The organism is Roseimicrobium gellanilyticum (assembly GCF_003315205.1).
GTDB classification, from domain to species: Bacteria; Verrucomicrobiota; Verrucomicrobiia; order Verrucomicrobiales; family Verrucomicrobiaceae; genus Roseimicrobium; species Roseimicrobium gellanilyticum.
Map to the genome: position 1 here is coordinate 53,032 of NZ_QNRR01000010.1, position 26,676 is coordinate 79,707.

The following is a 26,676-nucleotide window of genomic DNA, read 5'->3' on the forward strand; positions in this document are numbered from 1 at the left end:
TCAGGGATTCGGCACCGCCGAGGCAGTGGATTGCGCTTTCGCTGGCACTGCCTCCTGTGTCCACGGTGGCGGTGTGGATGTTTTGCGCGTCCGATAGCCGTCACCCCAGATGGCCACAGCAACCAATGCCACGGTGAGGATGATCAGCGCGAGGAACAGCGTGAGTGGACGGTTTCCGTCGGGTTTGTCCGCGTGATCCACCGGAGCCATGGGCGCCACGCTGCGATGATACACCAATGCAGGCTGGCGCGTGGGGTCCGGGGCGGCGCTCGTCATGCCCGGTCGTTGTGCCGGGGCGCTGGTGACTTCGTCATCGGGATGGACCTTGGGCGGTTCTCCCTGTCTCCCGGGAGCATGCAGCGGCGAGCGAGACGGAGCAGCGCTCGAAGCTGCGGCTGGCGAGACCGAGGGCGCAGCCAGGGGAGCGCTGCTCTGCTGGGGCTGCTGCGTGGAGAGCATCCAGTCCGCAAAGGACAGCGGCTCGTGTGACTTGCGTGATCCACCGAGGGTTGGCACCTTCGAGGCGCCATCGTCAAACACAAGACCTGACGCTGCTGTCTCTCCCCTAAGCATCGCCTCTGCCCGTAGAGACTCCAGGATGGAGGTCACACTTTCAGGCGCAGCAGACAGGGTGAGCTGCAGCGGAGCTGAGGTGGCGGGATACGGCGTCCAATGAATGCCTCTTGATATTGACAGCGTCCTCTCGGGCAGTGATACGACGCCTGACATCGGCACTACGATCTCCTGGGCCATTTGAGAAGGCGGAGGTGGCGCTTCCCTGCTGGAGCCAAACCAGATGATATTCTCCCCCTGCTCCATGCAGATCCGGGTGCTCCCCTCAGTCTCCGGCTCCCAGATGAGTGGACCAAGAGGAAAACCAAACTCTGCGGAAGACTCTGCCAGGACTGCGGGGAGTTGCACCGGCAGCATCTGATGGCCCACAATCACATTGCCCTCATCATCGAGCAGGGGAAAGCTCGTGGCATGGGATGGCAGGGCCATCGCCGCGGGGAAGGAAATGACCGGCGGCAGGCGCTTCTCGTTGATGAACACCGCGTCCGCATCCACCCAGTCGCGAGTTTCCTCGTCCTCCTCATCCAGCTCGCTCTCGTCCAGAATTTGGAACCTGGATGGGCTGCCGAAGAGGGGACACGGTGGAGGGGTGGCAGTCAGCACCTGGTCTTGGTCTTCACTTGCGGCGCCGTCATCCCTTGTTTTCTTCATCAGGCTCAAGCTCGCGGCTGCGGCGGCGGCCAAACCTGCAGCCAGAGGCAGTGGGCTCTTATTGCGCAGGGCAAGTCCCGCGAGCATCGCGCTGGCAGCGAGGGCTGCTCCGCCCAAGGCCACGGATGCACCCGTGGATGGGGGTTCGCTCGGTGCTGGGAGCATGCAGTTGATACCTAAACGCAGGGTAAGCTGGTTTTTAGCGCCTGTCATTCAGTTTTGCGACAGCAGTTCCACGGGCTCCTGTCAGTCAAGATGCACGAACTCATTCGCATTGAACAGGAGACGACAGAGTGAAGGCAATCCCTGCTGTTCCACGAGTTTGATAGCGCCTTCCAATTCTTGCGAGTCAGGCCTGCGTTGGAAGGCCAGCTCCACCGCCCGCGTGACTTGTTCTGAGGTTTCCGTGCCAGCCTCGCGCTGCACACGTTCGGCAAAGTGTCGCGACTGCTGTAGCATGAAAGCGTTGTTCATCAAGGCGAGGGACTGTAGGGCGGTGGTTGTGGTGAGACGTGCCGGAGTGAGGTTGGCCGGGTCCGGACAATCCAGCGTGGTCATGAATCGCTGCGGTGTGGTGCGCACGATGAAGCGGTAGATGCTGCGTTTCCAGAGCGCAGGCTTGTCGGCGGTGACGTGCTTGTAGATGGGGGCGTAGGCCTCCTGGTATTCGAAGTCTTGATATCCCGGACCACCCATCGAGGGATTCAAGCAGCCGCTCACGGTCAGCACGGCATCGCGTAGCGACTCGGCATCCAGGCGGCGGGGATGCATGCGCGCCAGCAGGGTGTTGGAGGTATCGGGACTGTCCGTGTCACGCAGGGAGCTGCGACGGTAGGCGCTGCTGGTGAGGATGAGCCGGTGCATGTGCTTCACGCTCCATCCGGACTTCATGAACTCACGCGCGAGCCAGTCCAGCAGCTCGGGATGACTGGGTTTACCCCCGCCGTTCCCAAAGTCGCTCGGCGTATCCACCAGCCCTCTGCCGAAGTGATGGTGCCACAGGCGGTTCACCAGCACGCGCGCGGTGAGGGGATTGTCCTTCTGTACAATCCATTCCGCCAGCCTGCGCCTGCGTTCACCTTCGGATGTGGTGTGATTGCCAAAATCATGATCAGATGCGCCAGCACAGGTGAGGCCGCCGGGAGCGACCTCCGCGCCGGGAGACTCGGGACTGCCGCGTGCCAGCACCTGGACCTTGGGCGCTTCCCCGCCTAGTACGCCGTAGAACTTATCCGGCCGGGCGAGAGCAGAGAGCTGACGTGAGAGGGCATCATACTTCCGAATGGCAGAAGAGAGCTCCTCTTGTTCCTCTTTGCCAAGTCGCGAGGAAGCCTCTGCGAGCGTCATTCTGGCATCGCCAAGGAAGACTTGATCGTGGGAAATGCCGTCCCCTCCATCCGTGGACATCAGGGTGAGGAATCGTGCACTGGCAGGAATGCTCACGTCCAGTGGCAGACCACCATCTTTTGCACCGAATTTTGCGCGATGGAAGGCGGTCTTTCCATCCAGAAAGACCCAGAATTCCGCCTTCGAGCCCGCCGCGGAGCCACCGTAGCCAGTCATGGCCGTGAAGCGTAGCGTGCCATCTCCCAGCGTACGCCGCATGGCTGCCAGATCGAAGGTGATGGCAGCATTTGCGTGCAGTCCCAGCAGGGAGTGCCCCGCAGCCTTGTAGTTCACGCCGTCCAGGATGGTGCTGGCCTGTGCATTTACCGGACCGTTGCGAATCCCATCCCACGCCTTGCCAGAGGTGGCGGGCACACCTTCCACCGTGATGCCGGTGCTGGTGATGGGAACGGGGTGGGGCCCCTCAGGAATGACGACCCCATGAATGAGATCTGCGGCACGCCCCTTGTCGGACGGTTGCACGGCCACGAATTGATTCGCCCTCGCGCCGTCGAGGAATCCCTTCTTCTGCTCAATGCGCTTCCCGGTGCTGGCATCGATGCCCGCTCCTGCCTTTCCATTGCCGGTGCCGTCGCCGCCACCAACGATGTCGGCGAGATCGAGGGTGGGACCAGCGAGGCTGCTGATGACCTCATTGAGCTTTTGCTGGTGTGCGGTGAGCTTCTTCTTCATTTGCATTGCGCCGTCCTGTCCCGGGGCATCGATGTCCCTCTCACCACGGGTGACGCCTGCAAAGACGGCCCAGAGACGGTAGTAGTCCTCCTGGGAAATGGGATCGAGCTTGTGATTGTGGCAGCGGGCACAGTTGATGGTGAGGCCGAGGGTCGAGGTAATCACCTGCGTTACCATGTCATCGAGATCATCGGCTCTTGCCTGGCGTTTCAGCACGGGGCTGGGTGTTTCCTTCTGCCCCACGAAGTCCCATGGCCCGGCCGCGAGAAAGCCTGTCGCAATCACCGCATCGCGGTTCTGCGGTGCGATGATATCTCCGGCAATCTGGTGCCGGATGAATTCGTCATACGGCATGTCATGGTTGAAGGCACGAACTACCCAGTCGCGGTAAGGCCAGGCATGCTCACGCTTCTGGTCGCGCTCGAAGCCATGTGTATCCGCATAGTGCGCGATGTCGAGCCAATGCCGCGCCCAGCGCTCCCCATAGTGTGGCGAGGCCAGATAACGATCCACGAGGAGCTCCCATGCATCTGCACGCGTGTCCTGGATGAAAGCTTCCACTTCTTCAGGTGAAGGTGGCAGTCCCAGCAGGGTGAAGCTCAGTCGTCGTATCAAGGTGCGGCGATCCGCCTCGGCCGCGAAGGCGAGTCCTTTTGCCGACAGTTTCGCATGGATAAACGCATCTACGGGTGAGGAAGCTGGAACGGGCATGCCTTCCGTCGCGGTCATGGGTGGCATCGAGTCGCCTAGCGGTTGCAACGACCAGAGTGTGCCAGCGTCGCTCAGTCGTTCCTTGATTGTGATTTCCTCAGGCCACGGGGCACCTGAGGTGATCCACTCGCGAAGTTTGCCCACTTCATCCGCCGTGAGCTTGGGTCCCTTTTTGGGCATTTCAGGCTCTGCGCCGCTCACCGATTGAAGCAGGAGACTCGCCCCTGGATCTCCCACCACGATGGCATTCTTCCAATCTGCTTCCCCCAAGGCATGCGCACGGGATTGCAGCGAAACTTTTCCTTTTTGCACATTGGGTCCGTGGCACTCCGCGCAGTGCATGCTGAGGATGGGGGCGATGTCGCGGGTGAAGTCCACAGCGCCATGGGAGCTGGTGCTGAAGCTGAGTGCGGCAAACACCATGACCTGCCAGGAGTGCATGCGGTGGCGGTGTGAACCCTTCATGCCAGCACCTCCCGAATGACGTGACCATGCACATCCGTCAGCCGTCGCTGGATGCCGTTGTGATACACGCTGAGTTTCTGATGGTCGATGCCCAGCAAGTGCAGCGCCGTGGCATGCAGGTCGTAGGACATGGTTGGGTTGTCTTCTGCCTTCCAGCCTGTCTCATCACTGGAGCCATAACTGGTACCCCCTTGGATGCCGCCTCCTGCCATCCACACGGTGAAGGCGCCGGGGTTGTGATCACGTCCCTTCTGGGAACCCTGCATGAAAGGCTGGCGGCCAAACTCGGTACTGCAGATGATCAGCGTGCTCTCCAGCAGACCGCGCGACTTCAGGTCTTGAAGCAGGGCGCTGCAGCCGCTGTCCAGAACGGCGCCCCAGTAGCCATGGTCGCGCATGATGTCCTCATGCGAGTCCCAGTTTGGGCGAATCTTCTTCGCCGTCGTGTTCTCAGCACCACAGTACAACTGCACAAAGCGCACTCCGCGCTCCACCAGCCGGCGCGCCAGCAGACACTGCCTGCCAAAGGGGCCGATGTCTTCATGGTCGAGCCTGTACATCTTGCGCGTGGTCTCGCTTTCACCGCGCAGGTCGGTCACTTCGGGCGCGCTGAGCTGCAATCGTGCAGCGAGTTCGTAGGAAGCGATGCGTGCCTCCAGTTCGCTCTGGCCAGCGCGTGCAGCAAGATGCTTGCGGTTGATGGATTGCAAGAAATCCAACCCTTCTCTTTCTTGTTCAGGCGTGTTCGCAAATCCACCTTGCAGCGTATCTGCGAACAGGTCCGCAATGGGAGCCTTCGACGCCGCAGTCTCAATCACTGTGCCCTGATGTACCGCAGGCAGGAAACCCGCGCCCCAGTTGATGACGCCGCCGGGGGGTAGGCCGCGTGGATCTGGCAGTACCACGAAGGCGGGCAGATTTTCACTCTCGCTGCCGAGGCCATAGGTGACCCATGCGCCCATCGCAGGGAAGCCGGGGAGGATGAAGCCGCTGTTCGCCATGAACATCGCAGGACCATGCAACGCCGTCTTGCTCTGCATGGAGTGGATGAAAGCCATGTCATCCACGCATTGTGAGAGCCGTGGGAAAAGGTCGGACATCCACTTCCCGCTCTGACCATGCTGGCGGTAGGGCCAGAAACTCTTCGCGTAGCTTCCCGCCTTGCCGGAGAAGAAGTTCTTTCCGTCTTCCCGATCGAACGGCCTGCCGTGCAAGCGCTCCAGCGCCGGGCGGTAGTCCCAGGAGTCCACATGACTCATGCCTCCCGGACAGAAGATGTGGATCACACGCTGAGCCTTCGGCGCATGGGGAGAAGGCCGGGGAGGCTGGGCGCTGGCCTGCTGCATGAGTGAGGTCAACGCAATGCCGCCGAGTCCGCCTCCCGCCTTCCAGAGGAATTCGCGGCGGCCACTGCATACTTTGTCGCGGGAAACCTTCATGCGGTGCGCGGGGTTTTCTTCGTACGATGCTTCCGGCCACCGCTTTGCCCAGCGGCCAAGTCCTGCACGGCCACCTCGATGTGGTGCTGCATGGCGCGCGCTGCACCGGCTTCATCCTTAGCCTCCACTGCGTGCAAGATGGCAGCGTGGTGCTCGATGGCGCGCTTCACCCCGGCATGAGAAATCGTGGCCATGCGGCTTTCTCGACCGAGATCAGAGAGGGTCTCCAACAGCAGGCTGAAGATTTCGTTCCCGGTGGCACGGGCCAGGGCACGGTGAAAATCAATATCCGCTTCCACCGCCTCCGGGAGAGTGACGGCATTCTCCAAACGGGCGTGCACCTTGCGGAGGTCCCGCATTTGGGATGTGGAAACGCGGGAGGTGGCGAGCCGGGCCACCTCTGGCTCAATGGCGAGGCGCACTTCGAGTGATTGCGTCAGGCGGCCCGCTTCATCCGGAATCAACAAGGCCAGCGAGCCATTGAGTGGCTTGTGCAATTTCCCGCTGCGACGAATGCCCACGCCGTGCTGCACCTCGACGAGGCCCTGCAATTCAAGCCGCTTGGTGGCTTCGCGTACGACGGTGCGGCTTACGCCGAGCTGGTTCGCGAGTTCGCGCTCTGCGGGCAGCCACTCCTCCGCACGGTCGCGGCGCAGTTCCTTCGCGAGTCGCTGGCTGACTTCTTCCACCAGGGTGGAGGGACGTTGGATGGCGGCAAGATTCATAAAAACGGAGTCTCGGAGGCAAGTGGTAAGAGGTCATACCACTTGGTAAAATACGCGGCTGTCTCATCGAACTTTCCGGGGACAGGTACTTTTGTGCCGTGCTCTCCTCCTGGCGTCGTGAAGCGGAACTCGCCTGAAGAGTTTCCCACCCTGCCCGTATCCTCTGCGCATGACTTCACGCTCCCCCCTCGATCGCAGGCATTTCATTCAGACCGCTGGCTCCGCTCTTCTCACCATGCCGTTGGCTCAGATGGGTTTCAGTGGTTCCGTGATGGCGGCAGATGCGGCGAAACCTGGGGCTGCTGGCGCCGCGCCTGCATTGGAGCCGCTCAACCGGTTTCCCCGCATGCTACAGGAGCACCTGGTCGACCAACTGCATGAGCAGGAGGCGAAGAATGCCGCGGTGCTTGCTTCGCTGAAGACCAAAGCGGATGCGGAGGCGTATGTTCGCAGCATCCGCGAGCGCATCCAGAAGTGCTTTGGCCCGTGGCCGGAGAAGACACCACTGAATGCGAAGGTGATGAGCACGGTGGAGCGCGACACCTACAGAATCGAAAACGTCATCTTCGAGAGCCGCCCCGGCTTCCTCGTCACCGCAAATCTGTACGTGCCCAAGGGTCGGAAAGGAAAACTGCCCGGTGTGGTGGGCTCGTGCGGACACTCTACCAATGGCAAGGCGGCTGAGGCTTACCAGAGCTTCGCACAAGGACTGGCGCGCATGGGTTATGTAGTGCTCATCTTTGATCCCATTGGCCAGGGCGAGCGCTCCCAGTACGCGCCGGTGCAGAAGGGCAAAGGCCTCGCCGCGCGCTATGGCATTGGTGTAGGAGAACATATCCAGGCGGGAAATCAGCAGGTGCTCGTGGGGGAGTCGCTCCCTGCGTGGCGTGCCTGGGATGGCATCCGTGCTCTGGACTACCTGCTCTCACGCGAGGAGGTGGATCCGAAACATGTGGGCATCACGGGAAACTCCGGTGGCGGTACCATGACCACATGGCTGTGCGGTGTGGACCAGCGCTGGACCATGGCAGCGCCGGCCTGCTTTGTAACCACCTTCAGGCGCAATGCGGAGAATGAACTGCCCGCGGACACGGAGCAGTGCCCATTTGGCGTGATTGCGCAGGGGCTGGACCATGCCGACTTCCTTGCCGCCCTCGCGCCGAAGCCCGTGGTGATTGTGGCGCAGGAGAAGGACTTCTTCGACGTGCGCGGCAGTGAGGAGGCCTTTGCGCGCTTGAAGCATCTCTACGCGCTGCTGGGCGCGCCGGAGAACATCAAGCTGCACATCGGCGGTGACTACCATGGCTATGCAAAGGAGAATCGCGAAGCCATGTACCAGTGGTTCAACAAGGCCACGGGCATTTCCAGGGAAACCACAGAGCCAGCGCTCACGATCGAGAAGGATGAGACCCTCTACTGCACGCCCAAGGGGCAGGTGAGGGACCTGCAGTCGCGCACGGTCTTCTCCTTCACGAGTGAGAAGGCGCAGGCACTGGAGAAGTCACGCGCGAAGCTGGAAGGAGAAGCGCTGAAGAAGGCTGTCACGGATGTGCTTCACATTCCCGCCCGGCTTCCGGAGAATGCCCCGGACTATCGTGTGCTGCGTGGCAGCGGCAGCCGCAGGTATCCTGCGAAGACACATGCGCTGTACGCGGTGGAGAGTGAACCCGGCATTCATGCAATTGTCACCCTGCTCTCGGAGAAGCCGATCATCTCCCGACCTCATGCCGATGGAAAGAAGGCTGTGCTGTATGTCTCGCATCGCTCTGCTGATGCGGAACTGCGCGATGAGCCGCTGGCGGCTGAGCTTTTGAAGAGTCACGCGGACGCGACCTTCTACGCTTGCGATGTGCGCGGCATTGGCGATTCACAGCCGGACACGTGCGGCACGGACCAGTTCCTGAAACCCTATGGCAGCCATTATTTTTACGCGGCCCATGGCATCATGATGGACCAGCCACTGCTTGGCCGGCGCGTGTTCGATGTGATGCGCGTGGTGCAGTGGCTCGGTTCCATTGGGCACAAGGAAGTGCACCTTGCGGGCTCCGGCTGGGGCGCACTGCCGGTCACGTTCGCGGCGCTGCTCCAGGACAGTGTTTCCAAGGTCACGCTGAAGCACGCTCTCAACTCCTTCACGGAAGTGGCCGGCACGGAAGAATACAACTGGCCTTATGCCGCCCTGCCGCCCAGGGTACTTTCGCATTTCGATCTGCCGCAGTGCTATGCTGTGCTGCAAGCAAAGGGGCTCACCACCGTGGAACCCTGGAGCGCTGCGCAGGGAATGGATTGAACTCAGGAGCACCGCACGCCACACTGACCCATGCTCACTCCTGAAGACCGCGCGCGCGACTTTCCCGCACTCTCTGGCATCTCCTACCTCAACACGGCTGCGGAGAGCATCCCGCCGCGCTGCGTGGGGGATGCCATCCAGGCTTATTGGAATGACAAGCTGCGTGGCATGAAGGGGCGCGATGCCCACTTCGCCCAGGTGGAGGCTTGCCGTGAAATCAGTGCGCGCATGCTCGGGCTCAGCACGGCGGAGGTATCGTTCTGCTCGTGCAGCTCGGAAGCGTACAACCTTCTCGCCTCTGCGCTCGACCTGGGTCCGGAGGATGAGGTGGTGGTGTCAGACCTGGATTTTCCTGCAGGAGCCACGCCCTGGCTGCGGGCGGCGCATCCGCCGGAAACGCGTCTGTGGCGTGCCAGCGACGGCGCGCTCGATGCACGGCATCTCATCCCACTGCTCAACGAGCGCACGAAGCTTGTGCAGGTTTCCTTGGTGAGCTTCTACAATGGACATCGTCTGCTCTGGAAGCCTTTCCACGAAGCCGTGCGTCGTTACGCGCCGAATGCGCTCATCTCGGTGGATGTCACCCAGGCGCTTGGGCGCGTGGTGCTCGATTGCGATGGCGCGGATATCATCATCTCCAGCACCCACAAGTGGACGCTCGGCATCCATGGCGGCTGCATCATTGGTGTGCCGCAGGCTGGCGCGGAGCGGCTCACCACGCACGCGGGTGGCTGGTTCCATTTGCAGAATGCGTTCGAGGCAGACCGCTTTCAGCACGCGGAGCCGAAGAAGGGGGCCGCGAGCTTCTCCGTGGGCATGCCAAACTTTGTGGCGCTCTATGCCTTGAATGCGTCTCTTCGATACCTGGAGGGCATCGGCATCGCGAACATCGCTGCCCATGCTGACCCACTGGTCTGCGAGGTGGACAAGGCGTTGCGCGACTACGGCGTCACGCCCATGTGCGCGTGGGATGCTGCGAACCCCTCCGGTATTCTCGCCTTCCAGCACAACCGCTGCGGTGAAATTCATGCCGTGCTGGAGCGTGACCACATCCACGTCATGCATCATGCCGGACGCATCCGCATCGCCATCCATGGATACAACACGCACAAGGATGTGGTGAACCTCCTGCGCGTGCTGGAGCCGCTCTCACGGACGGTGTAGGCCTCGCGTCACGGCGTCATCACCATACATCCGCCGGATGGAGAGCCGGCGAACCGACACTGAGGACGGATCGCATCCGTCAGCCGTGTCATGACTCTCTCCCTTCCTTTCAGCATCCGGGTGGACGGTAGCGAAGCCGATATCCAGGCCTTCGCAGGCGAACTGCGTGTCTTGCCGTGGTTCGGTGAGTTCCATTTCAACCCAGTGCAGTACGACACCGGTTACCAGCTCTGGATCTACTCCAACGATGACGAGACCTCGGCAGAAGTGGAGCGTGAACGTGAGCACTGGATCCTTGAGGCCTGCGTGCGGCACAACCTGATGCCCATGGAACTGGTGCACGAGCACTGAGCGCAGCCGGGATTCCCAGGAAATGCCTGCGCGCCCTACTCCTTGGGCGTATCGATCTGCTCCGCTCGCGCGATGCCGGTTGGGCCGAACTCCACACGGAAAACGTTGATCACCCAGCCGCCTTTGCCGTTGCGTCCGCGTACCTTCACCTCGCGTGTCTTCGTCCCACCAACGGTTTTTTCCTCCCTGAGTTCCATCATCTCCGCCATCGGGTCGGCCAGGTTGTCGTTCATCCACTTCCGGACGACCTTCACATCGGCGGACTCCTCCCCTTTCTTCTGTTCAATGGCGGCCACCGTCTGCTTCGCATCCGGATTCTTCTTGTGCCACCACATGAGCCATCCCACCCCCGCGAGACAGATGATCACCGTGAGTATTTTTGCGATATTCACTAAAGCCCGCATGGCCCGGATTTTCTACATCGGACCACCTTGGTCAACATTTTCCTCATGCCCACGTTGAGGAGGGCTGGCAAATGAATTGAATGCGCACCCGGCAGGATTCGAACCTGCGACCAACGGATTAGAAATCCGCTGCTCTATCCACTGAGCTACGGGTGCAAGTTCGTTTCTTGTTGCCTGCGTGGGTCGAGGCGTACAGTGGCACGGCATGTCCGTGCTGCAAGCGCGGAGCGGGTGCTTCCGTGAGAATGAGGCCTTCTGCGAGTGCTACAACTCGACCTCAGGCGGGCCCTGATTCGGAGCCGGAGTTGGTGTCGGTGGGGGAGCGGGTGTCTGGGACTGGGGGATAATGATTCTGGCTCCTGGCGAGGCGGAGCCGCCGGAGCTGGATGTGCCCTCGGGAGCCCGGGTCATGCTGGCACCGACGCCGTGGACGCTCTCGAGGATGACGGTGGGGTCGCCGGGTTCGAAGTCCGTACTGAGGTAGCCCTCAGGCAGTGGTTTGGGGGCTGGGGCGTTCTCCCAGGTCATGCCCACGCCGACGCCATGGACACTCTCGACGATGGCGGTGGGGTCGCCGGGTTCGAAGTCCGTGCTGAGGTAGCCCTTGGGCGGCTGGCCGGCGGAGTGGGTTTTCACCCCATTCGCGGTAGCAATCCTCTGTTTGAGATAGGTGGTGTCGTAGCGGAGAGTGGCTTCCTTGCCACCCATCTCCACCACGGCAGAGGAATCCTTCTGGGAGTCCTTGATGGAGGCCAGCTTCACACGCAGGCCTGTGGGGGCTGGCTGGTTCCCGCGCAGGATGGTGCGCTCACGGGTTTTGGTGTTCACTACCACGACGGTGGCTTCCACACCCAACTGATACATGGAGGCGATCGCGAGGTCCTGGGCGAAGGACTGTGCTGCCTCGACCACGGGAGCGGTCTTCAAAATAAAGGGATTTTTTTGCCAGGAGGTCTCGTAGCGCTCGATAGGTTGTTGCTGGGGCGGGGTAAAGACCAACTCCTGCGCCTGAAGCTGCAGGACTCCCATCAAGGCAAGCGTGGCGAGGGCAGCGAACATCGTGGGCATGACACGCGCAGACATCATGATGGGCCGACCTGTGTGGTCGGGTGTCATCGATGGGATGGCGTCGGGATGCACGAAGTGCTCGGAGGTTGCTCCTGCTCAGGATTCGAGCAGGAAGGGATCCAGCGCTCAGCATAAACGGGATTGGCAAAAAGACAAAGACCGCGGGACTTCAGCACTGGCGACGCCAGGCATCCGCTAGGCCTCCGGAGGCCTCACGCAATTCACTCGCCTGGGAGCGTTGTTGTAGTATGTCGCGGGCTCCTGACGTAATGCTGCTGGCTGGTGCAGCAGGATGTGCCGGTTTCCCATGATGTCCTTCTCGCCTAGATACCTGGTCTGTCTGCTTCTGCTCCTCGGGCAGGGCTTGGAGCGGGGGCACGCGGAAATGATCAACTACCAGGGGCGCCTGAGCATCCAGGGCGTGCCTTTTGAAGGGGTGGGACGTTTTCGTTTTGCCGTGATGGAGGGCGCGCGGATTCTCTGGTCGTCTTCAGAGCTGAAGGTGCCCGTGAGCAAAGGCGAGTACTCGGTGCGCTTGGGAGATTCCGCCCAGGCGCCGCCCATTGATGGGGCCCTGTTGCGCCGAAGTGCCCAGCCTCCCAAGCTCCGCATCTGGTTCGCACGAGAGGGTGCGGCATGGGTGAAGGCCGGGGCTGATGTCCCGCTGGATATGCATCTGGTAGCGCCTGATGTGGTGTCGCACACCCCATCAGGTGCGAGTTTGCCAACGGAGGCGGCGCCTGCATCACCCTTGGTCACTCTGCGCGTCGCGGGTGCTCCTTCCCTGGGTTCGGAGAAAGCGGCCCTTGTGCTTGTTGAGTACACCGATGCCCGCTCACCGGCCTGTGTGCGCTTTCAGACGGAGGTGCTGCCCCGGCTGAAGGCTGCCTATATCGACACGGGAAAACTCCGGCTCGTCACCCGGGTGTTGCCATTTTCCGGAGCTTCGCCGGAAGACTCGCTGGCACGTGTGGCATGGTGTGCGCATGCGCAGGGAAAATTTTGGGAGATGCGCGAGAAGCTCTTCGCTGCCGGTGGTTTGTTGTCGGCGGAAGCCGTCCGAAAGCTAGGCCAAGACGCAGGTCTCGATGCTGCCACGTTCGGAGCCTGCTTCACGGATGCGCAGTCGGCCAACTCGGTGCTCAAGGAGAGTGCAGAGGCGGCGAAGGCTGGCATCACCACAGTGCCAGGGTTCGTTTTGGGGTCCTCGGCAGCAGGGATGGTGGCCGGAGTGCGGCTCGATGGGGATCTCACGTATGAGCGCCTGGTTGCGGAGCTTGAGAAGAACCTGGCATCCGGGGGTATACAATGAGCGGAGGTGGGGGCACGAGCAAGAGCGTGGGTACAGGCAGAGGTGGCACCTTTGGCTTGCTCAAGGAGATGATTGCCCTCCTCGCCACCGCCGTGGCGCTGGGGCTGGTGTACAACAGCGCTAGTCCACTTGGCATTCGTGTGCCGGGCACCATCGTGGTGGAGCCCATCTTTCCTGAAGAGGGGACGCCTCTGAGCGCTTTGCCGGCCACTGAGACGGACCCCTCTATTCACCACGAAACCATCCAGGCGCTGGTGGTGCCGGATGCGATCGCGGGAGTGCATTCTGGCATCGAAGCCCTGCCTGCGGCTGTGACCTGGCGTGAGGTGAAACCGTTACTGGCCTCTGGCAAAATCATCCTCGTGGATGTGCGGGACACCCAGGCGTATGCCCTCGGGCATATCCCTGGTGCGGTGTCGCTGCCGATGGACCAGGGACAGGAGAAGATGAGTGCCTTCCTTTCGCGCTACCCACAGGGCACACCCCTTGTGGTGTATTGCGCCAGTGTGCGATGCCAGTCTGCCAATGCCCAGGCACGAGTGCTCACGAGGGAACATGGGTATGCGAATGTCCGCGAAATGCCGGGTGGCTATGCGGAGTGGCGCACCAGTGAACCCCAGGCCGAACCCGCCGTGGCCCCTACTCCATGAGTACTTCTGATACACCCTGGTGGCGGACCTTGCTGCGTTGGTTTCTCGGGCTGCTGCTTGTGTGGGCGGCCTTGGGGAAGCTGGCCAATCTTCAGGAGTTCTACGTCATGCTCGTCGCGTACCGGCTGCCGCTTCCGCAGGCGATGCTTCGTGGAGTCGCGATGGTCCTGCCCTGGATGGAATTGCTATGTGGGTTGCTTTTGATTGCAGGCTTGCGTCAGCGTGCAGCTCTTGCATGGAGCCTGGTGATGTTTGTGACCTTTGTCATGTGCACCGGTCAGGCGTGGCTTCGTGGATTGAAGATTGCCTGCGGTTGCTTGGACCTGCGCTTCGTGGGTATTGAACACGGGTCATCCATGGCAGCCATGCTGGAGTCCGTGGAGTTCGCCTTTCTACGCTCCGTGGTACTGGCAGCAGCGGCGGTATTGGTCTTGCAATACGCGGGGAGGAAAACGCAGGACGCCGCAGAGGAGTGAAGGGAGGACTGCACCGTTCCTGCCCCGTCATCCCCGGAAAGAAAAACGCTCTTCAGGACACGTGATCCTGAAGAGCGTTGAAGGACGTTGGACAATGACCGGGTGACTACAGCGAGGGCGTGGTCAGCGTCGGCGCAGCGGTGGCATTCGTGATGTTGCCATTGACGCGGTTGTTCCCGAAGGAAATCATCGTGGCACCGCCCTGGCAGATGATGCCGGTGCGGTTTCCGATGACGGTCGAGTTGCTCAGACGCACGGTGCCGAAGGAACCGAAGGACTGCACGCCGCTGGAGGTGGCGTTGTTATTGTTGTTGGCGGCTACGCAGTTTTCCAGGTTGATGGTGGCCACGGCGGCGGTGCCCACGGCGAGGTAGCCGTGATTCACATGGTTGCCGGAGAAGCAGCTCTTGAGCGTTGCGGTACCACGGTCTTCCACGCGGAGGCCGTAGTTGCTCTGTTCCATGGTGGTGTTTTCCATGGAAAGAGACACGGTGGCGCTAGCCCCAGGCCTGACGGTGACGGCTCCATTGCCGCCAGGCACGGCACCCGTCGAGTTGATGTTGCGGAAGGTGCAATTCTTGATGAAGACATCCATGTTCCCGGCTGCAGAGGGCGCAATCAGGACACCGTTGTTGGAGAAGTTGTAGATCTCGCAGTTTTCAATGTGGACCGCCTTGGCGGCCAAGATGTTGATGCCATTGAGGCCAAGGGTCGTGCCCGCGCCATTGATCTGCACGTTACGGATGGTCACCACATCGTTGGCGCCGGCGTTGATGTTGATGCCATTCGTTGCCGAGGCCAGGATGCTCGATGCCCCGCCTCCGATGCCATCAATGACGATGGACTTCGTGATGGTCACGGTGCCGTAGCCTCCTGGGTCCAGAGTGTCGATTTCGCCGCCTGCCGCCGTCTTGCTGATGGCACCTGCGAAGGTCTTGCAGGGAGCCGTGCGGCTGCAGGGGTTCACGTCGTCACCCACACCGGATACCCAGGTACGGGTCGCCTGACCAAACATCGAGGCACTGCCGAGCAGATACACGGCCAGGGAAAAACAAACACCAGAGACGAAGCGCGAAGCGCGGATTGCTTTCATGGGCCCGCACTCTAGCGATTGGAGAAACTCCGACAATCAATAGTATGAAAAAAATATTTTCCTTTAGTGGCTCCAAGCAATCTTTATGCCTTCAACTCTGCACAAGTGTTCATTGCCTGCGATTGTCACATTGAGAACGTCATTCGGGCAGTTTGCAATCAACGGCCACTCCGCAATTGCATGGCCGTTTGCATTGTTTCCTTTTCCCTGTCACAGTCCCTTTCGCCCCATGAAATCCCAATTCCAGATTCATTCCGAGGGACAGACCCGCTGTCCATTTCAGGCCGCAGGTACATGGTCGGCTGGTGATTGAATTGCGCGCCCTCCGAGATCCGCAATGAGTCACCCCACTGGTCAGATGGAGCTGGATCCGCGATCCGGCAGGACAGAATTCTTGGCTGCGTTCCAGGTGTTCTGGCCGCAGGATGGAGACTACAATGAACGCGCCGTGGCGGGAGCGCACTACCTTGCAGGCCGCTGGCAGCGGATGGTGCTGGAATTGCCACCACAGCCGAAGCATGCTGTGCTGCGCATCGACCCCTGCACCGAGCCCGGTTCGGTGCAGTTTGCTTCCATCCGGATCACTGCTTGGGACAATCGCACGGGCGGCATCCGCCTCCGTCACGAAAAGGACGTGGAGAACCTGCACCTGGAGGATCTTGTGCTCGTGCCGGACCTGCGCTGCATCGGCATGGTCAGTCTTGGCCTTGACCCCAAGTGCTTCCTCGCACCATTGCCTTCCAGACTCAGCGGTAGAAGGCTCCGGCTGGAGGTGTGGGTGCGGTTTGACCCCTCACTTGAGACGGCCTTGGACAAGCTGCGCAACCTGGCCCGTCATTTTGCCAGGCAGCGGGAGAATGAAACCCGCCTTGCGCAACAAGAGGTAGATCTACAGGCGGAGCGTGAGCGCTGCGCCGGACTTGAAAGGGAAGTGCAGGCTGGAAAGGGATTGGAAGAGACGAGCCGCTTCCTCCGTGCCGAGCTGGCTCACGTGCGCGCGGAACTCGATTGGGTCAGAAATGAAACGGACCGGCTCCGCAAGGAGAACGAACGGCGGAAGTTGGCGCTGCGGGAGGCGGAGAGCACGTTCCAGTTCCGCTGGACCCTTCCTTCCATCTTCACCAAGAAGAAGCGCAAGAGTGGCATTGCGCGCCCGGAAGGTTTCGAATTCAACCTGGAAAGCCCGAAGTCGTGGAATCTCATCCACGACACGGTCACGTTGATCGGCTGGTGTTTTGCGAAGTCGGACGAGTTCATCCAGGCCATTCGCGCCTCCGTGGGAGACAAAAAGTATGAGGGCTCATACGGACGGAAACGCTTTGATGTCCACAAGGTCTTCCCCAACTACAAGAATAGCGATCGCTCGGGCTTCGAGATTGAGGTGACAGACCTGCCCTCGCGTTTCACTCTGACCATTGAGGTGTTGGATGACAAAAACGCATGGCACACGCTCGCCACGGTGGAGGGCCGCGTGGCTCCGTCCATCTGGGGACTGGAGCGCCAGCCGCGCAGTGGAGATGGCGCGGAATTGAGATTTGAGCAGGTCATGCAACTCTCGACCAAGGAGCAGGGCCTGTTGCAGAAGGAAATCAGGGCGATGACCATGAAGCCAGTGGTCTCTGTGATCATGCCCGTGTACAACACGCCGGCAGATTACCTGCGTGAGGCCATCCAGTCGGTCAGGTCCCAGATCTATCCGAACTGGCAGCTTTGCATTGCGGATGATTGTTCGACGAACGAATCCACGCTCCAGGTGCTGAAGGAGGTGGAAAAATCCGACCCGCGTATCCTTGTCCATCGTTGTGAGAAGAATGGCGGCATCGCCGCGGCCTCAAATGCCGCACTGGGCATTGCCACAGGCGACATGGTGGCTCTGATGGATCATGATGATCTGATCTCGCCGGTGGCGCTGCTGCGTGTGGCTCAGGCGTCCGTGCTCTCTTCCGCGGATTTTGTTTACAGTGATGAGGGGCACATCAGTCCTGGTGGGGATTTTCTTGGGGGCATCTACCGTCCGGCATTCTCCCTGGCGTATCTGCAATCACATCCGTACATCGTGCACCTGATTGCATTCAGTGCGCGGCTGCTGCATGACATCGGAGGATTCAATGCGTCGCTGACCATCTCCCAGGACTACGACCTCATCTTGCGTGCGGCGGAGAGGGCGCGAAACATCGTGCACATCCCTGAAATCCTGTACCTCTGGCGCCAGCTTCCCACGAGCGCCGGACACCAGCTTCAGGAGAAGGTGATGCAGACCTCTGCCGGCATCCTGGAGGAACACTCGCGCCGCATCGATGCCGCGTGTGACGTGGCCCCTGGCATTGCCTTCAACTTCTTCAAGAGACAGCCCAAGATTGATTTCGAAAAGTCTTCGACCGCCATCATCATCCTCACGAAGAATCAGGCGGCACTGTTGCGCCGTTGCGTGGAGACCCTGGAGAAGACCCTGCCGGAGAAGCTGCCGTGGAAGATTGTGATCGTGGATCACGACTCGACCGACCCTGAGACGGTGGAGTTGCTCGCCGAGTATGCCAGACGCCACACAGTGGTTCCCTACAGCGGCTCCTTCAACTACGCTGCTCTGAACAACTTCGGCGTGCGCCATGGCGCGGGTGATGCGGAATACCTGCTCTTCTGCAATAACGATATCGAACTCACCCAGCCCGGATGGATGGAGCGCCTGCTGGAAGTGATGGCGGACGAGAAGGTGGGCGCGGCAGCTCCCATGATGCTGTATCCGGATGGAAATACGGTGCAGCACGCCGGCGTGTCCGTGGGCCTGTGCGGTCCTGCGGAGCATTTGGGCAAGTTCCTAGTGTCCCATGAAGATGGCGGCAAGCGTCTGCCTGGCTATCAGGGCATGATGTGGGTGAATCGTGAAGTGGCTGCCATCACCACAGCGTGCGCACTTTTCCGTCGCCGCGCCTATGAAGCGGTGGGTGGATTCAATGAGGAATTCCAGGTGGGCTTCAACGACACCGACCTCTGCCTGCGCATCTGGCAGCAGGACTATCGTGTCGTGTACTGTGGCGAGACCTTCATCATTCACCACGAGTCCGCCAGTCGCGGGAAGAGCTTTACCCACGATCCGCATCCGGCGGACTCACGCCGGTTCTTCGAGACCTGGGGCTGGCTGATTTCGAAAGGAGATCCTTTCTACAATCCGAACCTGCGCAGTGACAGCACCTCGTGGGAGAGTGCCTTCATTTCGGACAGGACAGCAAAGCCGAAGCTGCGTAGATATACGAGCCCGGCTTCGATGTTCACGAAGTAGGGCCGGTGGGCGGGATGGATACTCCCGCCATTACAGCGCGGTGGCACTTGGTTTGAATCCCTGCGCCATGCCGGTCTCGAGGTAGTGGCGGAAAGGTTGCGTCTCCTTGTCGCCCTTGGCCATGTAGGTGTCCCGGTACCACTTGGGATCAAACGATGGATTGGGGCGCCGGTTCTTCTTCCATCCCTTCTCGAGGAAATCGACCAGAGGCTCGCGCCCTTTCAACTGCTCTTGGTAGGTATGGGCATACCATGGGGCATCAAAATGGGGATGGGGGGACAGTCCGCATCTCCAGCCAATCAAGAGGTAGTGCAATACGGGTGCCTTGACTGCAATTCCTGGGGGCAGCTGTGACTTGTAGAAGTCCGTATCGAAGAGGCCGGAGGATTCAATCATGGCGTACCGGGCTTGCCGTGAGCTGCCTTGTAACCAGGGAACCGCAGCCAGGCACTGGTAGCGGAGATGATTCCAGAAATCTCTCGCCGCGCCGCGCAGGGTGGTGTCGGCCGGCAGGGCCTTCCGGGGCGGTGTGGGCTCATATTGCGGAGCGGGAGCATGCTCCCTGGTCGTTTCAAATCGTTCCGCCAGTTCGGCAAAACTCTTCTGGAAAAGACTCTGTTGGGCTTCGAGCTGGAGTTTCTTGGACTTGAGGTCCGCGACGGTCCTGTCGTAGTCGCGGACACGGTCGCTTGTCTGCAACAAGGTCAGCCTGGCTCCCAGTGTGGAGAAGAGACGACGGACGGCCCCCAGGCGTTCTCCCGGAGCAAAAAGTGTCTGGAGCACCATCTGCGGGATATCCCCACCCACGGCAAGAACCCCCAAACCGGAACCATGATGGAATTCGAAGGAAGCGTAACGGTCCTTCACTTCCTCCCAGAAACGGAGCACGCCGGATCCATGGGCACGTACATGGGTGCCATGAAGCAGTACCATCCCTCGGGCACTCATCTTGGGCAGCCAGGACTCGAAGTCTGCTTTTACATGCTCGTAGAGGTGGGCCCCGTCAAGGTGCAGCAGATCGATGGAGCCGTCCTCGAACTGGACCAGAGCCTCTGAAAAGCGGCATTGGACAAGCTTGGAAAAACCTGCATAGCGGGGATCATGATGTGCGCGAAGATTTTGCAGCGCGGTGGCGTCTTCGCCCACTCCATGGCACCTCGTATCGAGGCCTGACATCTCCACGGCCTGGCAGAACGCGCAGTAAGCCCCACCAGTGTGCAGTCCCAGTTCCACGACAGTCCGCGGACGAAGATGCTCCACCAGCCAGAAGGCAAAAGGGATGTGCTCCGTCCACACAGAATCGTGACGGAATAGGCGGGGATCTGCCAGGGCCGGAGATACCAGGGTTAGCCAGTCAGAAGAGGTGGGCGGAGCCACGGTCGTCTGCCGTGAACTGTTTGGGATGTCTTCACCCGCTCGCACAGGAAGCGGAGCCGCTGCCGGGGCATGCGAGAAAGTGAGACCATCACCTTTCTTCCGCCAAAATGCCCCGCCCCAATCAATCATGGAGACGGGTTCCTGGATGCCATGCGCAGCGCGGTAGTCGCGGACCGCCTGGCGACACGCGGGGATGGTGCCGTAATCATCAATGATGCAGAACCCACCCGGCGACAACTTGGGATACAGGTGGATCAGCGCGTCCATGGTGGATTCGTACATGTCTCCATCCAGCCGGAGCACGGCGATGTTGCTGATCTCCGCTCCCGGCAATGTCTGGGAGAACCAGCCCTCCAGAAACTGCACCTGCCCATCCAGAAGTCCGTAGTGTGCGAAGTTCTGCTTCACCTGCTGCAGGGGGATGGCGAGTTCAGTACATGCGAAAAGGGTGTCTCCGCTGTCCGCTGGATACACCTTTTCATTGGGTCGGGGCAGCCCTTGGAATGAATCCGCCACCCACACCTTGCGCGAGGTGTCGCCGTAGGCATGGAGTACGCCCCGCATCATGATACAGGCACCGCCGCGCCAGACTCCAGTCTCGATGAAATCGCCCGGCACCTTCTCCACGAGTGCCGTCTCCGTACAGGCACGCAGATGGTGCATGCGGGTGCGGCCAATCATGCTGTGCGCATGTGAGGGCCAGTCCCGGCCTTCCTCCCGCGCCAGGGATTCCATCCCCTGAGCGTAGGGCAGGCCGAGAAGCGTCTTTTCCAGGAGCTCGAGATAGCCGGCCTGCGGATGCCGTTCATCGACCTGCGGCTTTGTGACAGCAGGAACGACCGCCGCCAAGTCCCGTGTGGTCGTGAATTGGTGTTTCACGAGGCCAAGCTCCACACCCTTCCGGTTCGCGAAGACCAGGGCCAACTCATGGTCTCCAGATGGCAGACCATGAGGAAGGAACACCTGCGCCCTGATTCCCACATGTTCGGACCAGCACTGCGAGGAGAACACCTCAAGGACGTCCGGCCGCGGCCAGCCGCAGGAGAGGGGGCCGGAGTATTTCCCATCCACCTCGATATGTCCGCTCCAGATCACATCTTCCGAAGTGGAAGCCCAACCCGTCAGTATCCATTCGGACTCGTCAGCAGTCTCACTTGCGAAGATGTCGATTTGATAATGCAATCTGTGCCGCCTTTCGTTGAGTCGTGCCAGTCGTGCGTGAGCTAGTAGTCCCAGTGCTTCAATTCCCGGCCCACCAGAGCCTCCACGCGCTCCCGCACTCCCGCGAATCTCTCCCGTAGCGCGTCCTTCGTTTCCTCACGGAGAGTGGCGGGCTTCTCCGCCTGATTTTGGGGTTCCGTGCCGACCTGTGTCGAGGGGTCCACTTCCAGGAACCCGAAAATCTCCCTGAGCCAGTACGCCGGGTCGGCCTTCCACTCGCCCAAGGTGAGGACCAGGAAGCGCTCCCGCGGGAAGTGCTCCAAATAATTCTCAAGCTGGAGGTCATACCGGGAGGAACGGTAGTACATGAAGTTCCAGAAATACTGCGGGCAGTCCGCCTGGAACGCGGGATCCACGAAGCGGAACTCCTCTTCCCTCAGCGCTTGTTCGAAGGTGGGCAGGGATTCATACCCGCCGCGTTTCATATCCTGATAGAGCGAGTGCGAGCGCTGCACGGGATTGCGCACGATGAGCAGGAACTTCGCCTCAGGGAAAAGCTGGCGCAACACTGGGGCCGTCTCGGGGGTGCTGAAATAGACGTGCGACGCCTCGCCGTACCGCTTCTTTCCCTCCTGCTGCGGGAAGAGGTTGAAATATTCCACCGGATTTTTCACCACCTGAAAACCCGTCGAGAAGAAACTGGGTTCCTTGATGGGCGAGAGGTGGATCTCAGGGTGCTGCCTCAGGGAGTAGTAGAGGCTGGTGGTGCCGCACTTCCCTGCGCCCAGAATGAAAAAATCAGGCGGAGCCAACCTGGAGGAGCGTTTGGGGAACCAACCATCTTGTGGTGGGTGCTTGCCGGGGGCATGGGCCGCGTCATGGGTGTCTGCCGCGGGCTCCGTCACCGCTGCTGCAAGCGCCGCCTTCACTGACAGGGACTTGGTGATTTCGTGCCGGGCCAGCTCCGAGGAGGTGAGCGTCAGCTTCAACTCCACCACATCCGCACCCGCCAGAGCTTGGGGCAGCTTTACCCGACCTTCAAATCCCACGCGTTCGGAGTGGCATCGGGACTTGAAATGCCGCATCACATCCGGGCGCAGGAAGCCGTAGAGAATAAATCCGAGAGGGAGGTCGTTCCCCCATGCCTGCACGACCAGAATGTGGCCCTGCTCCGCAAAAGCCCAGCCCGCCACATCGATATGCACCCCGTCATGTTCCTGGGTGGCAGTAGCCTTGTCGAAGTGCGCTTGAATCATCTAAAAAGCCGGCTCCAGTGAAAAGAATAGGCAGGAAAGCAGAGGGAGTCATGGAGGTCAAACGTTCCCCTCGGATGACAGGCATCATGCAGGGAACGGCGCGTTTCGTAGGGCTCGGAGGGTCCCCCGGCTGATATCTTCGTGCGATTCCCAGCCTTTCTGATTGAGCACCCCGGTTTCCGGGGTTCTTTCTACCCCGTCCCCCTCCTGTCATGACGATGTTCCACCTCACCCGTCTCCACACTGCGGCCAAGGTCGCGGCGTTTTTCATCATCTCCCTGTGTCTGGAGACCGGCCTGCATGCGCAGGAGCGGGGTGAGTACGTGTTGGTGAGCGGTGGTCCAGCGCTGAGGAAATGGGAGGACATGCGTGCACCCGGCACGCAGCATGACCGCTGGTGGGGGAACTTCATCCGCCCGGCGCGCATGCGCATCCAGGAAATTCAGGCAAAGGACCCGAATGCCGTCATCACCTGGCTGGTGTACCGCAAGGCCTTCGTCTCCCGCAGTGGTGAGGACAACCGCAGCCTGACCGAGCTGGTGGAGAGCGTGCGGGACAAGTACCACGTGCGCCTGCTGTGGTTCGACAACAATACTCAGCTCATCAATTACCTCAACAATGGGCAGAATCGCCACCGCCTGCCGATTTCGAACTTCGAGTTCTTCGGTCACAGCAACAAGTTCTGCTTCATGTTCGATTACAGCAGCGACATCTACGGCGCTTCGGTGGCCTGGCTGCATGAGAAGGACCTGCCCCGCATCCATCGAGGCATCTTCACCAGGGACGCCTTCTGCAAGAGCTGGGGCTGCCACACGGGCGAGAGCATGAGCCGCGCGTGGAAGAAAGCGACCGGCGTGCCGCTGTGGGGTGCGATTGGCAAGACGGACTACTCGAACCCGAATGGCGGCATCTCCATCTCCCCCGGTGGCCGCTGGACGCGCTGAGCCGTGGAAGGTCTGCCTGACGCATGATCCCCACGGACGTTCCTCCCTTCCGGGCTTTCAGTGCCGCGCACTTCGCTGCCCTCGCGGCAATAGCAGTGCTCGTGGCGGTCATGGTCTATGCCGCGCGCCGGCGGATGCAGCCGCTGCAGCGGATCCTGGAGGTGACCCTGGCCGTGCTGCTTATCATCCAGTGGCCCATCAGCTTCTGGGTCGCCTGGGACATGGGATATCTCACGGTCAACAATGCCTTCCCCCTGCACCTCTGTGACTTGGGCGCCATCCTGGGCATCGTGGCACTGCTCACCCACAAGAGAGGACTCTTTGAAATGGTGTATTTCTGGGGGCTGGCGGGTACCTTGCAGGGGCTCATCACCCCGGCACTCACGCAGGACTGGCCGCATCCGCGGTATTTCCTTTTCTTTGTGAACCATGGCGGCGTGGTCGCTGCCGGGCTTTATGGGGTGCTGGGCCTCGGATTCATTCCCCGCCGCAGTGCGAAGTGGCGGGCCTGGTTCTATATTCTCGGCTATGCCCTGGTGGTAGGTCTCTTCAACTGGGTGGTGGGTTCGAACTATGGCTTCCTGCGTCACAAGCCGGAAACTGCGAGCCTCTTTGACGCCCTCGGCCCCTGGCCGTGGTACATCGGCGTGACTTCGCTGCTCGCCCTGGTGTTCTTCATCCTGCTGGATCTTCCCTTCATCCGACTGCGACGCCGCAGGTGATTTATCTTTGCAACACCGGCATCCCCGTGTTTGATGGGCAAAATCTAGCCCACACGATGCCCGACGACGACAAGCGGAAGTTCAAACGCGTTCTCTTAAAACTCAGCGGTGAGGCTCTCCGGGAAGTGGGGAGCCACGATAATATTTCTCCACCCATTGTGGAAAACATCGCGCACCAGATCAAGGCAGCGCACCAAAACGGACTGGAAATCGCCCTCGTGGTGGGCGGAGGGAACTTCTGGCGCGGCGTGACCGCGAGCAGCCGCGGCATGGAGCGCGCCACCGCGGACTACATGGGCATGCTGGCCACAGTGATGAATTCACTGGCCGTCCAATCCATGCTGGAAGCACTGGATGTGCCTACCCGCGTGCAGAGCGCCATCAAGATGGATGGTGTGGCGGAGCCCTTCATCCGCCGCCGGGCCATGCGCCACCTGGAGCTTGGCCGCGTGGTCATCTTCGCCGCCGGCACGGGGAACCCCTTCTTCTCCACGGACACCACGGCCGCCCTGCGCGCCAGTGAGATTGCCGCGGACGTGGTGCTCAAAGCTACCAAGGTGGACGGCATCTACGACAGCGACCCGAAGAAGAATCCGAATGCGGTCCGTTTCGACCGGCTGACCTTCCAGGAGGCGCTTGTCCGCCAGCTCAAGGTTATGGACGCCACGGCCTTCAGCTTGTGCCAGGAGAACAACATGCCCATCGTGGTCTTCTCCATGAACGAGCCCGATACCATCCGCCAGGCGCTCATTGGTGAGCCCATCGGCACCATGGTCACCGCCTGACCGTCACAAAAAGACTGCAAGACACGGCCCGGGAGCGTGCCACATTGTCCACCCCGCCGCAGGTACCCACCTGCCGGCGGTCTCTCCCGCGATTCGCTTTTTTCTCAAACCAACCACACGTCCCTGCCCCGCCATGTCCGCCAATGTCACCATCAAGTCCGCTGAAGAAGCCATGACCAAGGCCGTCGAGCACGCCATCCATGAGTTCGCCGCCGTGCGCACCGGGAAGGCCTCGCCCGCTCTGGTGGAAAACATTGACGTACTGGTGCAGAGCTATGGCAGCCACATGAAGCTGAAGCAGCTCGCCATGATTTCCACCCCGGAAGCCCGTACGATTCGCATCGAACCTTTCGACCCCAGCACTCTCAAGGACATTGAGCGCGCCATCAATGAGTCCAAGCTGGGCCTCAATCCCGCCGTGGAGGGCAAGCTCGTTCGCCTGCACATCCCCGAGCTCTCCACCGAGCGCCGCCAGCAGCTCGTGAAGACCATCAAGCAGATGGGTGAGGAGGCCCGCGTGCGCGTGCGCTCCGCCCGCCGCGATGCTCTCGAAACGCTGAAGAAGCAGGAGAAGGACGGCGAAATCACCGAAGACGACCTGCGCCGCGGTGAAAAGGAAGTGCAGAACATCACCGACAAGAAGATTGGTGAAATCGACCAGCACCTCGCCTCGAAGGAGAAGGAGCTGATGACGGTGTAGTGGTGGTGGAAGGGGTGGCAGCCGGTGCCGGAGGCCTTGGACTGCGGCAGCCTGCTGCCGCTTTTTAGAAGTGCAGCCTGCTGCACACTTTACAGCGACGAAGTCGCCTAGCTCTACTCAGTGTATGACGCTAAGGGCAAGCATCATCATCGCCACAGCAGGCTGTGGACTCTTGAAAGCGGCAGCAGGCTGCACGCAGTCCAGGGCCTTCGGCTCCGGCTGCATCGCTACTGGATGGGGATTGTGCCGCCAGATATCCTGAACTCCGTTGTCCCCATGCTCCCCACCGACTACCTTGACTTCACCCACACGGTGCATCGTGCGCTCTTCGCCGATGGCGAGCCAGTGTGGAGTGCACTGTCGCGCATTGGCAGCTACCTGCAGGCAGAACTGAAGCCCGCGATCCTGGGCGATGTCTCCCCCAAGGCCACGGTCGGTGAGCAGGTCTTCATTGATGAAGGCGCGGTTGTTGAGGCCAACGCCGTGATCAAAGGTCCCGCCTGGATTGGACGTGGCAGCCATGTACGCAGTGGCGCGTACATCCGCGAGAACGTCATCGTGGGCGAGAAATGCGTGTTGGGGAACTCGTGTGAATTCAAAAACTGCGTCCTCTTCGACAATTGTGAGGTGCCGCACTTCAACTACGTGGGCGATGCCATCCTCGGCTACAAGGCCCACCTCGGCGCGGGCGTCATCCTTTCCAATGTGAAGCTGGATCGCCTGGAAGTGGTCGTCGTGCATGAAGGCCAGCGCATCTCCACCGGCCTGCGCAAGTTCAGCGCCATCATCGGTGACCATGCCGAGATAGGCTGCAACAGCGTGGTGAATCCTGGCACCCTGGTAGGCAGGAACACCATCATCTACCCACTCTCCAGCGTGAATGGCGTCATCCCCGCGAACTCCTTCGTGAAGCTGCGCCAGACGCAGGAGATTGTGCAGCGGAGGTAGGACCTTCCTCCAAGGAGCATTCCGAGCGCGAACAAAAGGGCGACCGATGTTGCCG

21 protein-coding genes and 1 tRNA gene are annotated in these 26,676 nt (G+C 60.8%); 12 read left to right on the forward strand and 10 right to left on the reverse strand.

Annotated elements, in window-relative coordinates; all coding sequences use genetic code 11:
* The 4 genes from DES53_RS23615 to DES53_RS23635 all read right to left on the reverse strand — a co-directional run bounded on the left by DES53_RS23615 (position 1) and on the right by DES53_RS23635 (position 6,643).
* Positions 1 to 1,389, reverse strand: coding sequence for a hypothetical protein (locus DES53_RS23615; RefSeq protein WP_113960799.1), 1,389 nt, complete (start codon positions 1,387 to 1,389; stop codon positions 1 to 3).
* Between the two features lie 81 nt (positions 1,390 to 1,470).
* Positions 1,471 to 4,455, reverse strand: a complete 2,985-nt coding sequence (locus DES53_RS33780) for a DUF1553 domain-containing protein (RefSeq protein WP_245958245.1) — start codon at positions 4,453 to 4,455, stop codon at positions 1,471 to 1,473.
* Between the two features lie 20 nt (positions 4,456 to 4,475).
* The gene (locus DES53_RS23630) at positions 4,476 to 5,918 is read right to left on the reverse strand and encodes a DUF1501 domain-containing protein (RefSeq protein WP_113960800.1); all 1,443 of its coding nucleotides are present in this window, start codon (positions 5,916 to 5,918) and stop codon (positions 4,476 to 4,478) included.
* Positions 5,915 to 6,643, reverse strand: a complete 729-nt coding sequence (locus DES53_RS23635; RefSeq protein ID WP_113960801.1) for a FadR/GntR family transcriptional regulator — start codon at positions 6,641 to 6,643, stop codon at positions 5,915 to 5,917. Before DES53_RS23635 ends, DES53_RS23630 begins: the two co-directional genes overlap by 4 nt.
* A 169-nt stretch (positions 6,644 to 6,812) precedes the next feature.
* Between DES53_RS23635 and DES53_RS23640 the strand changes: the two genes are divergently transcribed.
* The 3 genes from DES53_RS23640 (at position 6,813) to DES53_RS23650 (ending at position 10,448) form a co-directional block, all read left to right on the forward strand.
* Positions 6,813 to 8,933, forward strand: a complete 2,121-nt coding sequence (locus tag DES53_RS23640) for an alpha/beta hydrolase (RefSeq protein WP_113960802.1) — start codon at positions 6,813 to 6,815, stop codon at positions 8,931 to 8,933.
* 30 nt (positions 8,934 to 8,963) lie between these two features.
* Entirely contained in the window at positions 8,964 to 10,097 is a 1,134-nt protein-coding gene (locus DES53_RS23645) for an aminotransferase class V-fold PLP-dependent enzyme (RefSeq protein WP_113960803.1), read from the forward strand.
* 90 nt (positions 10,098 to 10,187) lie between these two features.
* Positions 10,188 to 10,448: a hypothetical protein gene (locus tag DES53_RS23650; protein ID WP_113960804.1), complete on the forward strand. Its 261-nt coding sequence runs from the start codon at positions 10,188 to 10,190 to the stop codon at positions 10,446 to 10,448.
* Between the two features lie 35 nt (positions 10,449 to 10,483).
* Here DES53_RS23650 and DES53_RS23655 read toward each other — a convergent pair whose 3' ends face one another.
* The 3 genes from DES53_RS23655 to DES53_RS23665 form a co-directional block, all read right to left on the reverse strand.
* Positions 10,484 to 10,852 (reverse strand): hypothetical protein, encoded by a 369-nt coding sequence (locus tag DES53_RS23655; protein WP_113960805.1) that lies wholly within the window; start codon positions 10,850 to 10,852, stop codon positions 10,484 to 10,486.
* An 83-nt stretch (positions 10,853 to 10,935) separates the two neighbouring features.
* Positions 10,936 to 11,008, reverse strand: a tRNA-Arg gene (locus DES53_RS23660).
* Positions 11,009 to 11,116: 108 nt separating this feature from the next.
* Positions 11,117 to 11,938, reverse strand: a complete 822-nt coding sequence (locus tag DES53_RS23665) for a hypothetical protein (RefSeq protein WP_170157343.1) — start codon at positions 11,936 to 11,938, stop codon at positions 11,117 to 11,119.
* A 289-nt stretch (positions 11,939 to 12,227) separates the two neighbouring features.
* On the opposite strand from DES53_RS23665, the gene DES53_RS23670 reads away from it, so the two are divergent.
* Genes DES53_RS23670 through DES53_RS23680 form a run of 3 tightly spaced genes read left to right on the forward strand, consistent with a single transcriptional unit; the run spans position 12,228 to position 14,358 of the window.
* The gene (locus tag DES53_RS23670; protein ID WP_170157344.1) at positions 12,228 to 13,232 is read left to right on the forward strand and encodes a DsbA family protein; all 1,005 of its coding nucleotides are present in this window, start codon (positions 12,228 to 12,230) and stop codon (positions 13,230 to 13,232) included.
* A 26-nt stretch (positions 13,233 to 13,258) separates the two neighbouring features.
* Positions 13,259 to 13,882, forward strand: a complete 624-nt coding sequence (locus tag DES53_RS23675; protein WP_170157345.1) for a rhodanese-like domain-containing protein — start codon at positions 13,259 to 13,261, stop codon at positions 13,880 to 13,882.
* A complete protein-coding gene (locus tag DES53_RS23680; RefSeq protein WP_113960809.1) occupies positions 13,879 to 14,358 on the forward strand; it encodes a MauE/DoxX family redox-associated membrane protein in 480 nt (159 codons plus the stop codon). Before DES53_RS23675 ends, DES53_RS23680 begins: the two co-directional genes overlap by 4 nt.
* A gap of 106 nt (positions 14,359 to 14,464) precedes the next feature.
* Here DES53_RS23680 and DES53_RS23685 read toward each other — a convergent pair whose 3' ends face one another.
* Positions 14,465 to 15,451, reverse strand: coding sequence for a right-handed parallel beta-helix repeat-containing protein (locus tag DES53_RS23685; protein WP_113960810.1), 987 nt, complete (start codon positions 15,449 to 15,451; stop codon positions 14,465 to 14,467).
* Positions 15,452 to 15,788: 337 nt separating this feature from the next.
* Between DES53_RS23685 and DES53_RS23690 the strand changes: the two genes are divergently transcribed.
* Positions 15,789 to 18,728 carry a glycosyltransferase family 2 protein gene (locus tag DES53_RS23690; RefSeq protein ID WP_113960811.1) on the forward strand — a complete coding sequence of 980 codons (2,940 nt, stop codon included), beginning with the start codon at positions 15,789 to 15,791 and terminating at the stop codon, positions 18,726 to 18,728.
* Between the two features lie 30 nt (positions 18,729 to 18,758).
* Here the strand turns inward: DES53_RS23690 and DES53_RS23695 are convergent, their stop codons facing one another.
* Positions 18,759 to 21,287: a TylF/MycF/NovP-related O-methyltransferase gene (locus DES53_RS23695; RefSeq protein WP_113960812.1), complete on the reverse strand. Its 2,529-nt coding sequence runs from the start codon at positions 21,285 to 21,287 to the stop codon at positions 18,759 to 18,761.
* A 41-nt stretch (positions 21,288 to 21,328) separates the two neighbouring features.
* The gene (locus DES53_RS33590) at positions 21,329 to 22,522 is read right to left on the reverse strand and encodes a sulfotransferase domain-containing protein (protein WP_211325659.1); all 1,194 of its coding nucleotides are present in this window, start codon (positions 22,520 to 22,522) and stop codon (positions 21,329 to 21,331) included.
* Between the two features lie 212 nt (positions 22,523 to 22,734).
* On the opposite strand from DES53_RS33590, the gene DES53_RS23705 reads away from it, so the two are divergent.
* From DES53_RS23705 to DES53_RS23725, 5 genes are all read left to right on the forward strand, one after another.
* Positions 22,735 to 23,466, forward strand: a complete 732-nt coding sequence (locus DES53_RS23705) for a hypothetical protein (protein WP_211325660.1) — start codon at positions 22,735 to 22,737, stop codon at positions 23,464 to 23,466.
* 23 nt (positions 23,467 to 23,489) lie between these two features.
* Positions 23,490 to 24,188 (forward strand): YwaF family protein, encoded by a 699-nt coding sequence (locus DES53_RS23710; RefSeq protein ID WP_113960813.1) that lies wholly within the window; start codon positions 23,490 to 23,492, stop codon positions 24,186 to 24,188.
* Between the two features lie 56 nt (positions 24,189 to 24,244).
* The gene (gene pyrH, locus DES53_RS23715; protein ID WP_113960941.1) at positions 24,245 to 24,973 is read left to right on the forward strand and encodes a UMP kinase; all 729 of its coding nucleotides are present in this window, start codon (positions 24,245 to 24,247) and stop codon (positions 24,971 to 24,973) included.
* A 133-nt stretch (positions 24,974 to 25,106) separates the two neighbouring features.
* A complete protein-coding gene (gene frr / locus DES53_RS23720) occupies positions 25,107 to 25,673 on the forward strand; it encodes a ribosome recycling factor (protein WP_113960814.1) in 567 nt (188 codons plus the stop codon).
* 276 nt (positions 25,674 to 25,949) lie between these two features.
* Positions 25,950 to 26,621, forward strand: a complete 672-nt coding sequence (locus DES53_RS23725) for an acyltransferase (RefSeq protein WP_113960815.1) — start codon at positions 25,950 to 25,952, stop codon at positions 26,619 to 26,621.
* Positions 26,622 to 26,676: the final 55 nt, after the last annotated feature.

Coding starts and splice junctions, on each gene's coding strand:
- DES53_RS23615 (WP_113960799.1), bottom strand. CDS start 1,389: ATGCTCCCAGCACCGAGCGAACCCCCATCCACGGGTGCATCCGTGGCC.
- DES53_RS33780 (WP_245958245.1), bottom strand. CDS start 4,455: ATGCACTCCTGGCAGGTCATGGTGTTTGCCGCACTCAGCTTCAGCACC.
- DES53_RS23630 (WP_113960800.1), bottom strand. CDS start 5,918: ATGAAGGTTTCCCGCGACAAAGTATGCAGTGGCCGCCGCGAATTCCTC.
- DES53_RS23635 (WP_113960801.1), bottom strand. CDS start 6,643: ATGAATCTTGCCGCCATCCAACGTCCCTCCACCCTGGTGGAAGAAGTC.
- DES53_RS23640 (WP_113960802.1), top strand. CDS start 6,813: ATGACTTCACGCTCCCCCCTCGATCGCAGGCATTTCATTCAGACCGCT.
- DES53_RS23645 (WP_113960803.1), top strand. CDS start 8,964: ATGCTCACTCCTGAAGACCGCGCGCGCGACTTTCCCGCACTCTCTGGC.
- DES53_RS23650 (WP_113960804.1), top strand. CDS start 10,188: ATGACTCTCTCCCTTCCTTTCAGCATCCGGGTGGACGGTAGCGAAGCC.
- DES53_RS23655 (WP_113960805.1), bottom strand. CDS start 10,852: ATGCGGGCTTTAGTGAATATCGCAAAAATACTCACGGTGATCATCTGT.
- DES53_RS23665 (WP_170157343.1), bottom strand. CDS start 11,938: ATGATGTCTGCGCGTGTCATGCCCACGATGTTCGCTGCCCTCGCCACG.
- DES53_RS23670 (WP_170157344.1), top strand. CDS start 12,228: ATGATGTCCTTCTCGCCTAGATACCTGGTCTGTCTGCTTCTGCTCCTC.
- DES53_RS23680 (WP_113960809.1), top strand. CDS start 13,879: ATGAGTACTTCTGATACACCCTGGTGGCGGACCTTGCTGCGTTGGTTT.
- DES53_RS23685 (WP_113960810.1), bottom strand. CDS start 15,451: ATGAAAGCAATCCGCGCTTCGCGCTTCGTCTCTGGTGTTTGTTTTTCC.
- DES53_RS23690 (WP_113960811.1), top strand. CDS start 15,789: ATGAGTCACCCCACTGGTCAGATGGAGCTGGATCCGCGATCCGGCAGG.
- DES53_RS33590 (WP_211325659.1), bottom strand. CDS start 22,522: ATGATTCAAGCGCACTTCGACAAGGCTACTGCCACCCAGGAACATGAC.
- DES53_RS23705 (WP_211325660.1), top strand. CDS start 22,735: ATGACGATGTTCCACCTCACCCGTCTCCACACTGCGGCCAAGGTCGCG.
- DES53_RS23710 (WP_113960813.1), top strand. CDS start 23,490: ATGATCCCCACGGACGTTCCTCCCTTCCGGGCTTTCAGTGCCGCGCAC.
- pyrH (WP_113960941.1), top strand. CDS start 24,245: ATGCCCGACGACGACAAGCGGAAGTTCAAACGCGTTCTCTTAAAACTC.
- frr (WP_113960814.1), top strand. CDS start 25,107: ATGTCCGCCAATGTCACCATCAAGTCCGCTGAAGAAGCCATGACCAAG.
- DES53_RS23725 (WP_113960815.1), top strand. CDS start 25,950: ATGCTCCCCACCGACTACCTTGACTTCACCCACACGGTGCATCGTGCG.